Origin of the sequence: Agrobacterium sp. ICMP 6402 (genome assembly GCF_009498615.1) — a bacterium.
Taxonomy (GTDB): Bacteria; Pseudomonadota; Alphaproteobacteria; order Rhizobiales; family Rhizobiaceae; genus Agrobacterium; species Agrobacterium burrii.
The window spans coordinates 1,491,318-1,507,294 of sequence record NZ_QSNV01000001.1 but is presented as its reverse complement, the minus strand read 5'-3'; the positions used below and the strand labels follow the sequence as shown (position 1 = coordinate 1,507,294).

The following is a 15,977-nucleotide window of genomic DNA, read 5'->3' as shown; positions in this document are numbered from 1 at the left end:
TTTTGTGTGTCCCTTGCCCGTTAATGCGTCGGCTTGTTGTGGGCCTGAAACAGCACACCCTTTTCACCGATCAGCACGAAGATCAGGCCGATGATCGAGACGACGAAGAAGCCGGCCACCATCGGCAGCGCCGTGCCGTCGAAAGCCTGACCGATGCCGGCACCGATCAGTGAGCCGCCGACGGTTCCCATGAAGCCGATGACGGAGGAGGCCGTGCCGGCGACATGGCCGAGCGGCTCCATGGCCAGCGAGTTGAAGTTCGAGCCGATCCAGCCGAACTGGAACATGGCAAATGCGAAGAACACGATGAAGATGGGGAAGGGCATCGGCTCCGGCCCGAATATCTGCACCAGCAACCACACGAAGGTGATGGCGATGAAGCCGAGCAGCGATCCATGCGACAGCTTGCGCATGCCGAACCTGCCGACCAGCCTTGCATTGATGAAGGACGAGAAGGCCATGAACAGGGCAACGCCGGCAAAGGCCGCCGCAAACCATGCGCCGAGGCCATAAATGCCCTTATAGACCTGTTCAGCCGAGTTGATGAAGCCGAACAGCGCACCGAAGATGAAGGTGCTGGAGAGCGTGTAACAGAGCGCGATACGGTTGGTGAGCACGATCTTGAAGCCGCCAAGCACCGAGCGGGCGGTGAAGGGACGGACATCGTCGGGATGCAATGTTTCCGGCAGGCGGAAATACATCCAGGCCGTCACGACGGCGGCGATGCCGGCCATGAAGGCGAAGATCAAATGCCAGTTGCCGAAGAACAGCACGATCTGGCCGGTGCCGGGCGCGATGACCGGGACGACCATGAACACCATCATGATCAGCGACATGACTTCCGCCATCTGCCGGCCGCCATAGATGTCGCGCACGATGGAAATGGTGATGACGCGCGTTGCCGCCGAACCGATGCCCTGAATGAAGCGCAGGACCAAAAGCCCGGCAAATGACGGCACGAAGACCACGGCAATGGCTGAAACGATGTAGATCGCCAGCCCGACAAGCATCGGCGTGCGGCGTCCGAAACGGTCCGAAATCGGGCCATAAAGAAGCTGGGCGATGCCGAAGCCCAGAAGATAGGTGGAAATCACGTATTGGCGGCTGTTTTCATTGACGACGCCCAGGGATGCGCCGATTTCCTGAAGACCGGGCAGCATGATGTCGATGGCGAGCGCATTCAGCGCCATCAGCATCGCGGCCAGAGCGATAAATTCCGTGCGCCCCATCGAAATGGTGCGGGAGGTGGATTGTGAAAGTTCTGTCACAGGATTGCCCCAAAAAGAACGGCAAAGGCGTTGCATGAAGCAACGCCTGGCATAAATTTCTGACAATCAGGGTGGGCCGGATGAACCGGCCGAAATCAGGCCGCGCCGCGGACGCTGATACCCTGTTCTTGGAAGTGGGTTTGCAACTCGCCGGACTGGAACATCTCTTTTACAATGTCACAGCCGCCGAGGAATTCGCCCTTGACGTAGAGCTGCGGGATGGTCGGCCAGTTGGAATAGTCCTTGATACCCTGACGGATGTCGGCATCGGCAAGCACGTTGATGCCTTTGTAGTCGACGCCGAGATAATCGAGAATCTGTACCACCTGACCGGAAAAACCGCACTGCGGAAATTGCGGGGTGCCCTTCATGAAAAGAACGATGTCGTTGCTCTTCACTTCACTGTCGATCATGTCGTTAATGCCGCTCATAGGCTTATTCCTTTCACATGCGGTTCAAGGCCGCTGCTTTCTGTTCGTTCCTAAATAACATGTCGCCGCGCGATTTCCACCCGTCGGACGGAAAAAATGCAACAGTGTTGCAGTGCATGACACGCCAAAAAAGTGGTTTGCGGCGCCTCAGCGATATCGCTGCCGGCTGCGGGCGGCGGCGGTGCGTCTTTTGCTCACCTGTTTCTTGGCCGGCTTGCTTTTGGTCGCGCCACTGAGCGCGGCTTCCAGAACGGAGCCGACGATGCCGCCGGCGAGGGAACCGGTGCTTTTTGTCCGTCGCATTCGGCGGGTTTTGCGGATGCCGGTCTTGGTGAGGATTTCAGACAGCGCGCCCTTGACGACGCCGTTGAGCAATTGATCGACGATGCCAGACAATTTTTCCCCGCCAATAAATAAATCATATTTCCGTCGTGATTTTTACTATACGTGCATCGCCCACTGTATCAAGCGATCCTTTCGGGTGTCTCCAGCCCTGAAGGTTTAAGCATGCCGACCGTCAAGTCTCGACTTGTTCTTTATTTTCCCGGTTTCGATCCGCTCGATGCGGCGGCCCATCATCTGCGTTACCAGCGGGCGGCGGCGCTGGCCGGCAAGACGTGGGATGTCGGCTATGCGGTGGGGGCGCTTGAGACTACGTCGGCGGGTGAAGCATTCACGGTAGAGGCGTCGGCTGGTGACTGGCGGACGCGCTCCACGATCTTCGTCTACGATCATAATGCGGTGATATCGCGCCTGCGGCGTGCGCCCGTCTGGCGGCAGATCGGGCTGGGCTTTGCGGCTGCGGCCGGTATTGCCGCGGAAGGCGGGGCAGGGCGGTATCTTCGCCACGCCTGGCGGTTCGGCCTATTCTTCATCTTCCCGTTCCTGCTGATGCTGGTGGGCGGTGCGCTTGCTGTGGGTATTGCCCTGTCGCCATGGCTGTTCAGTTTGCCGCTCTGGTTGCTTGCGATCAGTCTACCCGCCGCCACCTTGTTTTTCGTGAAGGCGTTTCTGCCTTTCGCGGAGCGGTTTCACACGTTGCATCTTTACGCCGACTGGCGGTTTGCGCTGGCCGTTGGCCGTGATGAGCCGATTGCCCGCGACTGGATCGAGGAAAAGGCGGCGCTGGTTCTCAAGGCGCTGGAACAACCTTCGGAGGAGGTTCTGGTCGTGTCGCACAGCATGGGGGCCAGTCTTGCGCTTGCCGTTATCGGCCGTGTACTGGAACTCAATCCAGAAGCGCTCAATGGCCGCAACCTGTCTTTCGCGACGCTGGGCGGTGCTGCCCTGCAATGCGCGCTGCTGTCGAGTGCGGACAGGCTTCGTGAGAGCGTGGGTAAGATCGCTCGTCACCCGGAAGTGATATGGTTCGATATTCAGTGCCTGACCGATCCTATCCACCTCTACCGGTGCAACACCGTGGCCCTGACCGGCCACAAAGACGCACCGCAGCCGAAGATCGTGCCGATCCGTTTCAAGCATTCGCTTTCGCCGGAGCGCTATAAAAAGAACAAGCGCAACTTCCTGCGCATGCACCGCCAATATGTTCTGGGGCCGGATCGCAGATCCGGTTACGATTTTACCCTGCTGACCGCCGGGCCTTTGCCGGCCGCGACCTTCGCCGATCTGGATTCACAGAGCCCGCCTGCCTTGTAAGCGGCGTTTGCCATTCCACCTGATGTGAAAAGGCCCGCGTGAGAGTGTCACGCGGGCCTTTGAATTAGTCCGGAGCCTTTATGCGTCGGCGGGACAGTGAGACTGTCTCGCCGGAACCGCTTTCCCGGCCGCAATCATTCTGGAGCCGAGGTCTGTAGGGCAAGGGCATGCAGAACGCCGCCCATATTGCCCTTCAGCGCGTCATAGACCATCTGGTGCTGCTGCACGCGGGTCTTGCCCTTGAATGCCTCCGCAACAACTTCCGCCGCGTAATGATCGCCATCACCGGCCAGATCGCGGATCGTGACCTTTGCCCCGGGAATTCCCGCCTTAATCATGTCTTCAATGTCGCCGGGTTTCATGGGCATGGTGTTTCTCCTTAATTCATTCTGCGGCGAGCAAAGTTTCGCCGTCCATGAATTGAGGGAACCACGATTCATGGGCCAAGTGCAATTCTTTAATCTCGACGGCGCGCGCCGTGCCCAGCTTTACGCTTGCACCGCCGGTAACGCCGATTGCCGGGCAGGAAACGCCAGCAGCCTTGGCAGCCGCCTGCACCTTGTCGAGATCGGTCTTCTTCACCGTCAGGACATAACGGCCCTGATCTTCGCCATAGAAGGTGAGGACCGGATTATGGCCTTCGACCGCATCGATCGTCGCGCCGATGCCAGAGGAAATCGCCATTTCGGCAACCGCAAGGGCGAGGCCGCCCGAAGAGCAATCGTGCACGGCGGTGGCAAGGCCGTCGGTGATCAGGTTGCGAACGAAATCGCCATTCTGCTTTTCAGCAGCCAGATCGACATGCGGCGCCGGGCCATCGGTGCGGCCATGGATATCACGCATGTAAACCGACTGGGCGATGTGGGTGCCGAGACCGGCAGGCGCACCGATAAGCAGCACCACTTCATCAGCGGCGGCAAAACGGATGCGTGCCATGCGGCCCCAATCCTTCAGGAGGCCAACGCCGCCGATGGTGGGGGTGGGCAGGATCGCCTGGCCATTGGTCTCGTTATAGAGCGAGACGTTGCCGGAAACGATCGGGAATTCCAAGACGCGGCAGGCCTCGCCGATGCCCTTGATGGCGTGGACGAGCTGGCTCATGATCTCGGGTTTTTCCGGATTGCCGAAGTTCAGGTTGTCGGTGGCCGCCAGCGGCAGAGCACCTGTCGCGGTGATGTTGCGCCAGCATTCGGCAACCGCCTGCTTGCCGCCTTCGAAAGCATCGGCCTCGACATAACGCGGCGTTACGTCGGAGGAGAAAGCGAGCGCCTTTTTGTCGTGGCCTTCGACACGCACCACACCGGCATCGCCGCCCGGTAGCTGCAGGGAGTTGCCCTGAATCAGCGTGTCATACTGTTCGTAAACCCAGCGGCGCGAGGAATTGTTAGCCGAACCGATGAGCGACACCAGCGCATCGGCTATATCGGCTGCGGGAATGTCGGTTTCCGCCAGAGGTGCCGGCACCTTGGCGGGCGTCCATGGGCGGTCATATTCGGGAGCCTCGTCGCCGAGTTCCTTGATCGGCAGGTTGGCGACTTCCTCGCCATTGTGAATGACGCGGAAGCGCAGGTCGTCGGTGGTCTTGCCGACGATGGCGAAGTCCAGACCCCATTTGACGAAGATCGCCTTGGCGACTTCTTCCTTGGAGGGTTCGAGAACCATGAGCATGCGCTCCTGGCTTTCCGACAGCATCATTTCGTAAGCCGTCATGCGCTCTTCGCGCACCGGCACGGCATTGAGGTCGAGTTCGATACCGAGATCGCCTTTGGCGCCCATTTCGACGGCGGAGCAGGTGAGGCCGGCGGCACCCATGTCCTGAATGGCGATGACCGCTCCGGTCTTCATCAGCTCAAGGCAGGCTTCCAGCAGGCACTTTTCGGTGAAGGGGTCTCCGACCTGAACCGTCGGGCGCTTTTCTTCGATGGATTCGTCAAATTCAGCCGAAGCCATGGTCGCGCCGCCAACGCCGTCACGGCCGGTCTTTGCGCCGAGATAGACGACCGGCAGGCCGACGCCCTTGGCTTCCGAGAGGAAGATCGCGTTGGACTTGGCAAGGCCGGCTGCGAAGGCATTGACGAGGATATTGCCGTTGTAACGCGGATCGAATTCCACTTCGCCGCCGACAGTCGGCACGCCGAAGGAATTGCCGTAACCGCCGACACCGGCGACGACACCGGCCACGAGGTGGCGGGTCTTCGGATGATCGGGTGCGCCGAAACGCAGCGCATTCATGGCGGCGATGGGGCGGGCGCCCATGGTGAAGACGTCACGCAGGATGCCGCCGACGCCGGTCGCGGCACCCTGATAGGGCTCGATATAGGACGGGTGGTTGTGGCTCTCCATCTTGAAGACGACGCAGTCGCCGTCATCGATATCGACAACGCCGGCGTTCTCGCCGGGGCCTTGAATGACGCGGGGTCCCGTGGTCGGCAGGGTCTTCAGCCACTTCTTGGAAGACTTGTAGGAGCAGTGCTCGTTCCACATGGCCGAGAAGATGCCAAGCTCGGTAAAGCTCGGTTCCCGTCCGATCAGGTCGAGGATACGCTGGTATTCGTCGGGCTTCAGCCCGTGGGATGCAACGAGTTCCGGGGTGATCTTGATGGAGTTTGAGATAGACATAGGTCTCACGCGGTTCGAGCCGAGGAAAGTTTCCGGTTCTTTAGCGCAAGAGGCTGGATCGTGCGACAGGAAAATGCGCCGCTTTGCCCGCTAATTGGCGGTTTGTGCCGATATTAGCGACCTGCAGGTGGTGCCCGCAGGGCCGTGGCAGGGATCAGGCCACGCTTTCATAGCCGGCTGAACCATTATCGAGCAGGTGACGAAGAATGCTGAAGCCGTGTGTCAGTTCCTCACGGCTGGAAGGGCCGGAAAAGCTGATGCGGACGCGATGGAAGACCTTTTCCGTTCGCCCGGCCTTGAACTCGTCCTCGTCGTCGATCAGCACGCCCTCCTTCATCGCCGCATTGCGGAAGGTGCCGGAAAGCCAAGGTTCAGGCAGCCGCAGCCACAGGAAGGCGATATCGGGCAGCGAGTTGAAATCCAGCCCGGCAAAGACGCGTCTGGCGATTGCCTCGCGCTGGTTGATCTCGGCGATACAATCCTTGCGGATGTCATCGGCGTCGCCGCTATTGACGAGACGTGCATTCAATTCGGCGAGTATGAAGGGCAATCCGCCCGTCATCATCGAATGTGAAATCCGGATACGCGAGGAATATTGCGCCGGGCAGGCGACCCAGCCGCCGCGGACACCGGCGGCGACGGATTTCGACAGGCCGCCGACCACGAAGGTGATATCGGGCGCGAATTCGGCGATCAGCGGGATCGGCTCGCGGGTCATCGCTCCATAGAGATTGTCCTCGACGATCCATACGCCGTACCGGCGGGCGATCTCGGCAATGGCGCGGCGGCGTTCTTCCGGCAGGGTGGCGCAGGTGGGGTTCTGGCCTGCGGACATCAGGAAGATCATTTTCGGGTGCTGCTGGGCGCAGACGCGTTCGAAATCGTCAGGGACGATGCCGTTTTCGTCTACTTCCACCAACGTCACCCGCCGGCCTGCAAGTGCGGCACTGCGGCTGATATGGGAATAGGTCAATGGTTCGAAGACGATGCGGTCCCCCGGCGCCGTCATCGCCGTCACCACGCTCATCACCGCCGCATGGGCGCCGAGCGTCGAGACGATATTTTCCGGCTTTGGCGACCAGCCGTTCTGGGAAAGCCAGCGGACACCCGCCATACACCAGTTATCGGGGAACGAACGGGCGTAATTGGTGATGTCGCTGGTGTGCTCTCGGGTGACGGCCTCGATGTGCCTGGCGATCAGCGCGCTCTGGCCGACATCCGGTGCCGCGGTCGTGTTCAGCCGGAATTCGGCGCTGGAGTCTATGGCGTGGCGCGTGCTGCCAAAGGCTGCTGCCACCGGTTCCAGTCGCGACGAGGGGGCAGGGGTCTTGCGCTCGTTGACATAGGTGCCGCGGCCGACCTCGCCGCTGACGAGACCACGTTCATGAATCAGCGCATAGGCGCGGCTGATTGTCCCGATTGTCACGCCGAGATCATAGGCGAGATTACGCTGCGGCGGCAATTTTGCGCCGGCCTGCAACACGCCGTCGGAAATCGCACACTCGATGCTGTCGGCAAGGCGGAGATAAATCGGGCCGTTGCCCGCTGCGATGTCAGGAAGCCAATTTGTCATGGTGACAATTTATGCATTGTATCTGTCTGTAAGTCAATTGTATTTATTGGCTGCATTCAACGGTGACAATCACACGGAGACAATAGGTGCAATATGCGCAAGATGGATCAATACCTTTCGACAGCGGATACGCTTTATCCTGATGGCTACGAACGGGAACGCGTGTTCCGCGATGCCGGCGACATGGTCGCACCGGCGCCTTTTCCGGCCAAGATCGCCCGCACGCTTATTGGTCGCCTGATCATGGGCTTGTCGCACTGGCAGCAGAAACGACGGGGACGGCTCGCTTTGCGGGAACTGCCCGACGATCTTCTGGAGGATATCGGCGTTACGCGGGACGAGGCCTTGAAGGAGGCCGCGAAATCGCAGCTTTTCTCCTGGCCGTCGCGGTCTTTGTAATTTTTGTCGAAGAGCGGTGCCTTCTTTCCCCGGCGCCATCAAGCCATTCGGCAGCCCGCCACGCCACTCCCAACCGGCGTCGGCGGGTTTTTTTATGCGTTTACACGGGGATGCAGGCAAACGGCCAAAACAATTCTCCGTCATCCTCGGACGTGTCCCGAAGATCTGCAACATATCGATTTTGTTGACGTGCTTAGGCCCTCGGGACAAGCCCGAGGATGACGTTCTTGGCGTAGATATATGCCTAAATCAGCAGCCCTTGCCGCCGTTCGCCCAGCGCTTGACATCGGTTGCGATGCGGCCGGAGATGGCCTCGTTCATCGCGGGTCCGAAAGCGTCGAGCTTTGCCGGATTGCCCTCTGCCTGAACGACCAGCATGGGGCGCGATTCCGGGCTGTTGCGCGGTACGAGCAGGATGCGCGGACGGCCGGAGAAGGAGTTGAGTTCCGGGGCCAGACGATAGGCCTTGAACGCCGCATCACCCGATTTGAACCAGCAGGCATTCGCGCCAAGAGCAATCCGTTCCATCGTCGGCAGGGCCGCACGGGATACGGAGGCAGCCGGCTGTGGTTTCGGCTGGCAGGCGGCGAGCGCGACTGCTGCGAGCAGCAATCCGGTGGCTTTATAGGCATTGTGGCGAAGAAGACGAGGCATCAGGTCATCCAGAAGAGAAGCCGAAACTTAGCCGAAAGCCGGCATTAAAAAAGGCGGGCTCAAAGCCCGCCCGGTCTGTCAGGCTGCGATGACGCCGAGTGCGGAGGCGAAGAGGCCGCGGCCATCATTGCCGCCATGGGCGGCTTCGATGAGGTTTTCCGGATGCGGCATCATGCCAAGCACGTTGCCCCTGGCGTTGATGACGCCGGCAATGTCGTTCATCGAGCCGTTGGGGTTGGTGCCTTGCGCATAACGGAACACGACCTGGCCGCTATCTTCAACGGATTTCAGCTCATCCGTATCGAGGAAATAGTTGCCGTCGTGATGTGCGACGGGGCAGCGCAGGATCTGGCCCTGGTCATAGGCACGGGTGAATTCGGTGTCGTTGTTGGTGACTTCGAGCTTCACTTCACGGCAGACGAATTTCAGCGAGGCGTTGCGCATCAAAGCACCCGGCAGCATGCCCGCCTCGACCAGAATCTGGAAACCGTTGCAGACGCCGAGAACCTTGACGCCCTGTTCGGCCTTTTCGCGAATGGCCTGCATGACCGGCATGCGCGCCGCAATCGCGCCGCAACGCAGATAGTCACCATAGGAAAAGCCGCCCGGAATGACGATCAGGTCGACATCAGGAATATCCGTTTCCGTCTGCCAGATGGTGACGGGCGCGCTTCCGGAGATTTTCGTCAGCGCGGCGATCATGTCGCGGTCGCGGTTGAGGCCGGGAAGTTGGACGACAGCGGATTTCATCGGGACGGCTCCTGCGGCTTTAGAGGATGGCGATAGCGTAGTTTTCGATAACCGTATTGGCCAGCAGCTTTTCGCACATTGCCTTCAGGTCGGTCTCTGCCTTGGCCTTGTCGGCGCCTTCCAGTTCCAGATCGAAGACCTTGCCCTGACGGACATGGCCGACGCCGCCGAAACCGAGGCTGCCGAGCGCGCCTTCAATTGCCTTGCCCTGCGGATCGAGAACGCCGTTCTTCAGCGTAACAGTCACCCGTGCCTTGATCACCTGATCTTCTCCTGATTTTACCTTGCGGTGCCGATATTACTTCACGAGGCCGATATTACTTTACCAGGACAGGGCCGGTGCCGCGGATCGGTTCGTTTTCATTGATGATGCCGAGACGGCGCGCCACTTCGGAATAGGCTTCCACAAGCCCGCCCAGATCGCGGCGGAACAGGTCCTTGTCCATCTTTTTCTGGGTCTCGATGTCCCAGAGGCGGCAGCTGTCGGGCGAAATCTCGTCAGCGAGAATGATGCGCATCATGTCGCCTTCGAACAGGCGGCCGCATTCGATCTTGAAATCGACGAGCTGGATACCGACGCCCAGGAACAGGCCGGACAGGAAGTCGTTGACGCGGATGGCAAGCGCCATGATGTCGTCAAGCTCGGCCGGGTTGGCCCAGCCGAAAGCCGTGATGTGCTCTTCGGAGACCATCGGGTCTTCCAGCTCGTCGGACTTGTAATAAAACTCGATGATGGAGCGCGGCAGGACCACGCCTTCTTCGATGCCGAGGCGCTTGGACAGCGAGCCGGCGGCGACATTGCGCACGACGATCTCGAGCGGGATCATTTCCACTTCCTTGATCAACTGCTCGCGCATGTTGAGGCGGCGGATGAAGTGGGTGGGAATGCCGATCTTGTTCAGATGTGTGAAGACGTATTCGCAGATACGGTTATTCAACACACCCTTGCCGTCGATGACTTCGTGCTTTTTCTTGTTGAAGGCGGTCGCATCGTCCTTGAAGAACTGGATAAGCGTGCCTGGCTCCGGACCTTCGTAAAGGATCTTGGCCTTGCCTTCGTAAATACGGCGGCGACGGTTCATGATAGCAGGTCTCTTGGTTGACGCCGATTCTGGTGGCGTTAAGTTTGGTCTTTGAAGCGGTCCCTTAAAGGAAAAGACTGCATTCTACAATGAGGCGCGCCGATCTTCCCTTCAATTCTTGTGTCGGGCAAGGAAGCAATGACACCCGGCATTGAACTGCCAAGAGGTGACATGGCGCTTCTTCGCCCGGATCGTCAGGTCTCGGGCATCTTCAGGCGGCTGAGGAACTGGGCAAACACCATGCCGCCTTCCGGCCATGGGCCATGGCCGGACTCGGCGTTGATGTGGCCGGACATGCCGGCATCCACCAGCATCGAGCCCCAGGCGGCAGCAATGTCGTCGGCATGTTCGTAAGTGCCGAAGGGATCGTTGCGGCTGGCGATGGTGATGGTCGGAAACGGCAGTGGATCGCGCGGATAAGGCCCGAAGGTCATCAGGTGTTTCGGCCGGATATCCGGATTGGCGACATCGGGCGGAGCAACAAAAACGGCTCCGGCGACCTTATGGGCGATCTCAGGCAAAGCATGGATCACGGTCGGCACGCCGAGCGAATGGGCAACCAGCACGACGGGCTTGGTAACGGCGTTCACCTCTTCCACCAGCCGCGCCACCCAGTCTTCCTTCACGGGCTTGGTCCACTCGGCCTGCTCGACCCGGCGCGCGGTGGATAGCTTGCGCTCCCAGCGGGTCTGCCAGTGGTCGGGGCCGGAATTGGTGTAACCGGGTACGATGAGGATATCTACTTCTGAAACTTTCATGCGCCCATATCTGTGCTTTGATGCCGTCGCGATCAAGACCGCGACGGCATTAACTTTGGAGACCCCAAAATTACGCCTTGCCGAAGACGCGGGCGAAGATCGTGTCGACGTGCTTGGTGTGGTAACCGAGGTCGAACTTTTCGCGGATCACGTCTTCAGGCAGCGCTGCGCGCACTTCCTCGTCGCCCAGCAGTTCTTCCAGGAAATCTGCACCCTGTTCCCATACCCGCATGGCGTTGCGCTGTACCAGACGGTAAGCGTCCTCGCGGGACACGCCGGCCTGCGTCAGTGCCAGAAGAACACGCTGCGAATGCACGAGACCACGGAACTTGTTCATGTTTTTCAGCATGTTGTCCGGGTAGATCACCAGCTTTTCGATGACGCCGGCAAGGCGGTTCAGCGCGAAATCGAGCGTGACGGTCGTATCGGGGCCGATGGCGCGCTCCACGGAGGAGTGGCTGATGTCGCGCTCGTGCCAGAGGGCAACGTTTTCCATGGCCGGCACTACGGACATGCGCACCAGACGCGCAAGGCCGGTGAGGTTTTCGGTCAGAACCGGGTTGCGCTTGTGCGGCATGGCCGACGAACCCTTCTGGCCCGGAGAGAAGAACTCTTCGGCTTCCAGAACCTCGGTGCGCTGCATGTGGCGGATTTCGATCGCGACGTTTTCAATCGATGAGGCGATGACGCCAAGCACGGCGAAGAACATGGCATGACGGTCACGCGGGATGACCTGCGTGGAAACCGGCTCCGGCGTCAGGCCAAGCTTTTCGCAGACATGTTCCTCAACGCGCGGATCGATATTGGCGAAGGTGCCGACGGCGCCGGAGATTGCACCGGTGGCGATCTCGGCGCGGGCATTGACGAGGCGCTCGCGGTTGCGGTGCATCTCGGCGTAGAAGCGGGCGAAGGTCAGGCCCATCGTGGTGGGTTCCGCATGGATGCCATGGCTGCGGCCGATGCGCACCGTGTCCTTGTGCTCAAAGGCGCGGGTCTTCAGGGCGGTAAGCACGCGGTCCATATCGGCGAGCAGCAGATCGGCGGCGCGGACAAGCTGAATGTTGAACGTGGTATCGAGCACGTCGGAGGAGGTCATGCCCTGATGCACGAAGCGGCTGTCGGGACCGACGAATTCGGCGAGATGGGTCAGGAACGCGATGACGTCGTGCTTGGTGACGGCCTCGATCTCATCGATGCGGGCGACGTCGAAGGTGGCGCTGCCGCCCTTTTCCCAGATCGTCTGGGCCGCCGATTTCGGAATGACGCCGAGGTCGGCCAGCGCGTCACAGGCATGTGCCTCGATCTCGAACCAGATGCGGAACTTTGTTTCCGGCGACCAGATGGCGACCATTTCCGGCCGGGAGTAACGAGGGATCATGGCAATGACTTTCTTCGTAGAGAGGATTGGCTTCGTAGAGAGGATTGGCTTCGTAGAGAGGATTGGCTTTGCGGGAGTTTTGCTGCCCGTTTAGCAAAGTGTTCCGGTAATCTCAATCTAAAGCTACATGGCTCGATGCGCCCGTCGGCAAAGGATTGCGCCCGCCAGCGCCAGCGGAACGACGGCAAGCGGAAAATAGAGGCCGAGGCCGAGAATGCAAAATTGGTAGATCGCGCCGAGCGAGGTGAATATCTGCTGGAAAAACCAGATGCGCGAAAAGGCTGGCGCGTGCCACTGCGCATAAAAGATGCGGTACTGGAAAGCGAAAAATGCCGCTGCGACTGCCAGGGTGAAGAATGCGATGGCGAAGCAGCTTGCCGCAAAGCGCAGGGGCAGGCTGGCAGAGGCGGGCAGGAAGCGCAGCGCAACCATGGCCAGCGGCCAGCCGAGAAGGCCGCCGCAGAAGAACAGCACAGTGATTTCGGCGGCATGGTCGGTTTCCAGCCGGTTTCGGAGATAGAGACCGAGAGCGGCGGTGGCCGCCGAACAGACGGCCCAGACAAGCGGGGCGAGGAGCGGGAACAGCGATGCCGATATTGTATTGCGGAAATCCTGCCTGTCGCTGTCCATCAAGCCCTCATCCAAACGCCCCGTCGTCCTGCTTCCGGCGTGTTCACTGCGTGGGTCAGGACCTTCCGGCCTCTGCCGCCGTGCGCAACAACGATACCGTCTTGCGGTAGTCTTCGACGCCATCACCCTTGAAGACCGCTGAGCCGGCCACCAGCGCATTGGCGCCGGCAGCAATGATCGCGCCGGCTGTCTGCGCCGTGACGCCGCCATCCACTTCAAGTTCGATCGGCCGGTCGCCGATCATCGCCTTTGCGGCGCGGATCTTGTCGAGCATGGCGGGAATGAATTTCTGGCCGCCGAAACCGGGATTGACGCTCATGATCAGGATGAGATCGACATCATCAAGCACGTTTTCGATGACGGAAAGCGGCGTGGCGGGATTGAGCGTCACACCGGTCTTCCTGCCGAGTGTACGGATGGTCTGCAACGAGCGATGCAGATGCGGCCCAGCCTCCGCATGCACGGTGATGCTGTCGCAACCGGCCTTGGCGAAGGCTTCGAGATAAGGATCAACGGGGGCGATCATCAGGTGGCAATCGAAAAAGGCATTGCTGTGCGGGCGAAGCGCCTTGATAACATCTGGCCCGAACGAGATATTGGGGACGAAATGACCGTCCATGACGTCGAGATGGATCCAGTCGGCACCCGCTTCCGTGACATCGGCGACCTCCTGTCCGAGCTTGGCGAAATTGGCAGCCAGGATCGACGGGGCTATCCGGATGGGCAGGGACATGGGGCAAACTCCTCTCGACGCGTTGCGTAAGCTGCCTTTAGCATCAAGTATCCGGGTTTGAAACGGCCTGCCGCGCGGTTGCCGGCGGTTTTCAGTATAGCGTCTTCAAATTTCCCGTAGCAACGGCTCTACCTATTGTTTTTCGGCTTTGTCCGCCGGTTCGAAGCGCTGGCCGTTCCAGCGCTGCAGGCGGTAGGGATTGTCCGAAAGCTCGTGCGAGGGATTGAAACCCAGATCGCCGATCACGGTTTTGAAGGCAGTGCCGGTCGCCAAAATTTCCGGCGCGGGTTTTGACTGCGCCTGCGCCGCTTCCGCGAGCGCTGCTGTCAGTTCTGCGGCCGCATAGGCGGGCAGAACATAGCCTTCCGGCTCGATGCCGGCGGCGCGCAATTCACCGCTGACGGCCTGTGCTGATGGCAATGTGTCATAGGCCGGGCGGGTGATGGCGAGCACATTTGCCGTGAGTGCTACGGGGGCGTTCGCCGCATTCATGGCGTCACCGCTCATGATGGTGAGGGGAATGTTCTCGGAACTGGCATCCCGGGCGACAACGGCAACGTCGTTGCGTTCCGCGCCGATGAAGACATGGGTGATGCCGGTTCGCGCCAGCCGGCGCACCAGTGCTACCTGCTGTTCCTGGTTGGGGCGCATCGTGTCGGTGAAGGTGGGTTTCAGCCCGTTTTCCTCCAGCTTCGAGCGAATCCTGTCGACGAGTTCGCGGCTGTAGATCGTACCGTCATCCACAAGTGCGATGGAGTGTCCTTTCCAGTCGCGCAGGATGATTTCCGCTGCCCTTTCCGATTCGGCCCTTTCCGAAGGGGCGAGGCGGAAAAGCGGCCAGCCGTATTTCAAAGCATCTTCCATCAGGATAGGTGCGCGGCTGGAGAGCGTGATGGCCGGGATGGCGGCCGCCTTCAGCGGCGGCAGAACGTCCTTGAGCGTTTCGGTGCACAGGAAACCGATTGCTGCGCTGACCTTGGCGGCCACAAGGCCATCAGCAACGGCGCCGCCGCTGCCATCTTCGCAGCTTTCATGGATTTCGACGACATCAAGCCCAAGTTTTGCGGCAGCGGCCTTCGCACCCTGCCGTACCTGCTGCCCCAGAAGCTCATATGGCCCGTTCTGCGGAGCAACAATGCCGATCGACGCCGCGCTTGCTGAGCCCGCAAAGGCAAAACCGGCGATGATCGTTAGCAGGCGAAGTGAAAGCATGACGTGCGCGAAATCCTGTTGTCCCGCTTGATGTTTATCGGCAACAAACGGTTTTCCAAAGGAAAAATCGCCGCAACCCCAGCATAATCGCATATCGTGCTGCGCGAGGCGACAGTTTGCATCGCCAGTTGTCCGATTCAGGGAAGCAGGGTCTCAAGACACGTTGGGGTTGTTTCTATCCAATATAATTGCGCGCTACTGTCTTCATGGCGGATTGATTTTTGCGGATCGGCAAGTCGCTCTTGCAACGCGCAAAGGAAGAAGTATCTCCATTGCTTGTTGAGAGGATTTTTACTTTATAAAACTGTAACATGCGGTGCGTATAAGCACAGTTTAGCAATGTCATGTTTGCCGTTTTGCCCTTTAAAGTGCAGATGCGAAATGTGCACATTTTATTTTCATATATTTAAATTATTGATATTTAACGTAAAAATTCACGTTTTTCATCTTCCGTTGATTTTTCTTCGTGTCTTTTTTCGCATTTGCGAGAAGATTTGCTTGACGGAAAGTAAATGTTTAGCTTAGATATACGTGTTTCAGGGGACGACTGAAATTGGCTGTAACAAGCCTCGGAAAGTGTTCCGATTATAAGCACTGCCAGACTATATTACATTCTATATTATATTATTTTCATTACGTATAAACCGCTTCGGGAAACTGGGGCGGTTTTTTACATGAAGCTAATTTAAGCAATTTAAAATTGAATTTGAAAAGCTTCACGCAAAGCTGTTCTCTTATTATTATATTTTCCGAAAAGAAATCGCTCTGCCGGATTGCCTTCATTGTAGGCAGGCGAGACTGCCGCCATTTTCGACCCTCCCGTTCCGGATTGAC

16 protein-coding genes and 1 pseudogene are annotated in these 15,977 nt (G+C 59.2%); 2 read left to right on the top strand and 15 right to left on the bottom strand.

Annotated features, from left to right (window positions below; genetic code table 11):
- Positions 1–20 precede the first annotated feature (20 nt).
- The 3 genes from DXT96_RS07695 to DXT96_RS07685 form a co-directional block, all read right to left on the bottom strand.
- Positions 21–1,229 carry a multidrug effflux MFS transporter gene (locus DXT96_RS07695; RefSeq protein WP_149898085.1) on the bottom strand — a complete coding sequence of 403 codons (1,209 nt, stop codon included), beginning with the start codon at positions 1,227–1,229 and terminating at the stop codon, positions 21–23.
- A 134-nt stretch (positions 1,230–1,363) separates the two neighbouring features.
- Positions 1,364–1,699 (bottom strand): Grx4 family monothiol glutaredoxin, encoded by a 336-nt coding sequence (grxD, locus tag DXT96_RS07690; protein WP_149897323.1) that lies wholly within the window; start codon positions 1,697–1,699, stop codon positions 1,364–1,366.
- A gap of 147 nt (positions 1,700–1,846) precedes the next feature.
- The gene (locus DXT96_RS07685; protein WP_153514060.1) at positions 1,847–2,095 is read right to left on the bottom strand and encodes a hypothetical protein; all 249 of its coding nucleotides are present in this window, start codon (positions 2,093–2,095) and stop codon (positions 1,847–1,849) included.
- A 111-nt stretch (positions 2,096–2,206) separates the two neighbouring features.
- Here DXT96_RS07685 and DXT96_RS07680 point away from each other — a divergent pair, with 111 nt between their 5' ends.
- The gene (locus DXT96_RS07680) at positions 2,207–3,355 is read left to right on the top strand and encodes a hypothetical protein (RefSeq protein ID WP_153514059.1); all 1,149 of its coding nucleotides are present in this window, start codon (positions 2,207–2,209) and stop codon (positions 3,353–3,355) included.
- Between the two features lie 134 nt (positions 3,356–3,489).
- Here DXT96_RS07680 and DXT96_RS07675 read toward each other — a convergent pair whose 3' ends face one another.
- The 3 genes from DXT96_RS07675 to DXT96_RS07665 all read right to left on the bottom strand — a co-directional run bounded on the left by DXT96_RS07675 (position 3,490) and on the right by DXT96_RS07665 (position 7,547).
- Positions 3,490–3,723 (bottom strand): BolA/IbaG family iron-sulfur metabolism protein, encoded by a 234-nt coding sequence (locus DXT96_RS07675; RefSeq protein WP_003507909.1) that lies wholly within the window; start codon positions 3,721–3,723, stop codon positions 3,490–3,492.
- 16 nt (positions 3,724–3,739) lie between these two features.
- Positions 3,740–5,974 carry a phosphoribosylformylglycinamidine synthase subunit PurL gene (purL, locus tag DXT96_RS07670; protein WP_153514058.1) on the bottom strand — a complete coding sequence of 745 codons (2,235 nt, stop codon included), beginning with the start codon at positions 5,972–5,974 and terminating at the stop codon, positions 3,740–3,742.
- Between the two features lie 154 nt (positions 5,975–6,128).
- The gene (locus tag DXT96_RS07665; RefSeq protein ID WP_153514057.1) at positions 6,129–7,547 is read right to left on the bottom strand and encodes a PLP-dependent aminotransferase family protein; all 1,419 of its coding nucleotides are present in this window, start codon (positions 7,545–7,547) and stop codon (positions 6,129–6,131) included.
- Positions 7,548–7,640: 93 nt separating this feature from the next.
- Between DXT96_RS07665 and DXT96_RS07660 the strand changes: the two genes are divergently transcribed.
- Complete coding sequence (locus tag DXT96_RS07660; protein WP_153514056.1) at positions 7,641–7,946, top strand: DUF1127 domain-containing protein; 306 nt, start codon at positions 7,641–7,643, stop codon at positions 7,944–7,946.
- Between the two features lie 249 nt (positions 7,947–8,195).
- Here the strand turns inward: DXT96_RS07660 and DXT96_RS07650 are convergent, their stop codons facing one another.
- From DXT96_RS07650 to DXT96_RS07610, 9 genes and pseudogenes are all read right to left on the bottom strand, one after another.
- Positions 8,196–8,600, bottom strand: coding sequence for a hypothetical protein (locus DXT96_RS07650; protein WP_153514054.1), 405 nt, complete (start codon positions 8,598–8,600; stop codon positions 8,196–8,198).
- A 78-nt stretch (positions 8,601–8,678) separates the two neighbouring features.
- Positions 8,679–9,350, bottom strand: coding sequence for a phosphoribosylformylglycinamidine synthase subunit PurQ (gene purQ / locus DXT96_RS07645; RefSeq protein ID WP_153514053.1), 672 nt, complete (start codon positions 9,348–9,350; stop codon positions 8,679–8,681).
- 19 nt (positions 9,351–9,369) lie between these two features.
- Positions 9,370–9,612 (bottom strand): phosphoribosylformylglycinamidine synthase subunit PurS, encoded by a 243-nt coding sequence (gene purS, locus DXT96_RS07640; protein ID WP_003507918.1) that lies wholly within the window; start codon positions 9,610–9,612, stop codon positions 9,370–9,372.
- Positions 9,613–9,667: 55 nt separating this feature from the next.
- Entirely contained in the window at positions 9,668–10,432 is a 765-nt protein-coding gene (gene purC / locus DXT96_RS07635; RefSeq protein ID WP_006314097.1) for a phosphoribosylaminoimidazolesuccinocarboxamide synthase, read from the bottom strand.
- A gap of 194 nt (positions 10,433–10,626) precedes the next feature.
- Positions 10,627–11,190 (bottom strand): alpha/beta hydrolase, encoded by a 564-nt coding sequence (locus DXT96_RS07630; protein WP_153514052.1) that lies wholly within the window; start codon positions 11,188–11,190, stop codon positions 10,627–10,629.
- Between the two features lie 70 nt (positions 11,191–11,260).
- On the bottom strand, positions 11,261–12,568 hold the full coding sequence (gene purB, locus DXT96_RS07625; RefSeq protein ID WP_153514051.1) for an adenylosuccinate lyase: 1,308 nt from the start codon (positions 12,566–12,568) through the stop codon (positions 11,261–11,263).
- A 123-nt stretch (positions 12,569–12,691) separates the two neighbouring features.
- Positions 12,692–13,198 carry a hypothetical protein gene (locus DXT96_RS07620; protein ID WP_153514050.1) on the bottom strand — a complete coding sequence of 169 codons (507 nt, stop codon included), beginning with the start codon at positions 13,196–13,198 and terminating at the stop codon, positions 12,692–12,694.
- Between the two features lie 55 nt (positions 13,199–13,253).
- On the bottom strand, positions 13,254–13,931 hold the full coding sequence (gene rpe / locus DXT96_RS07615) for a ribulose-phosphate 3-epimerase (RefSeq protein ID WP_142840113.1): 678 nt from the start codon (positions 13,929–13,931) through the stop codon (positions 13,254–13,256).
- A gap of 132 nt (positions 13,932–14,063) precedes the next feature.
- Positions 14,064–15,190: pseudogene (locus DXT96_RS07610) on the bottom strand (ABC transporter substrate-binding protein).
- Between the last annotated feature and the right edge of the window lie 787 nt (positions 15,191–15,977).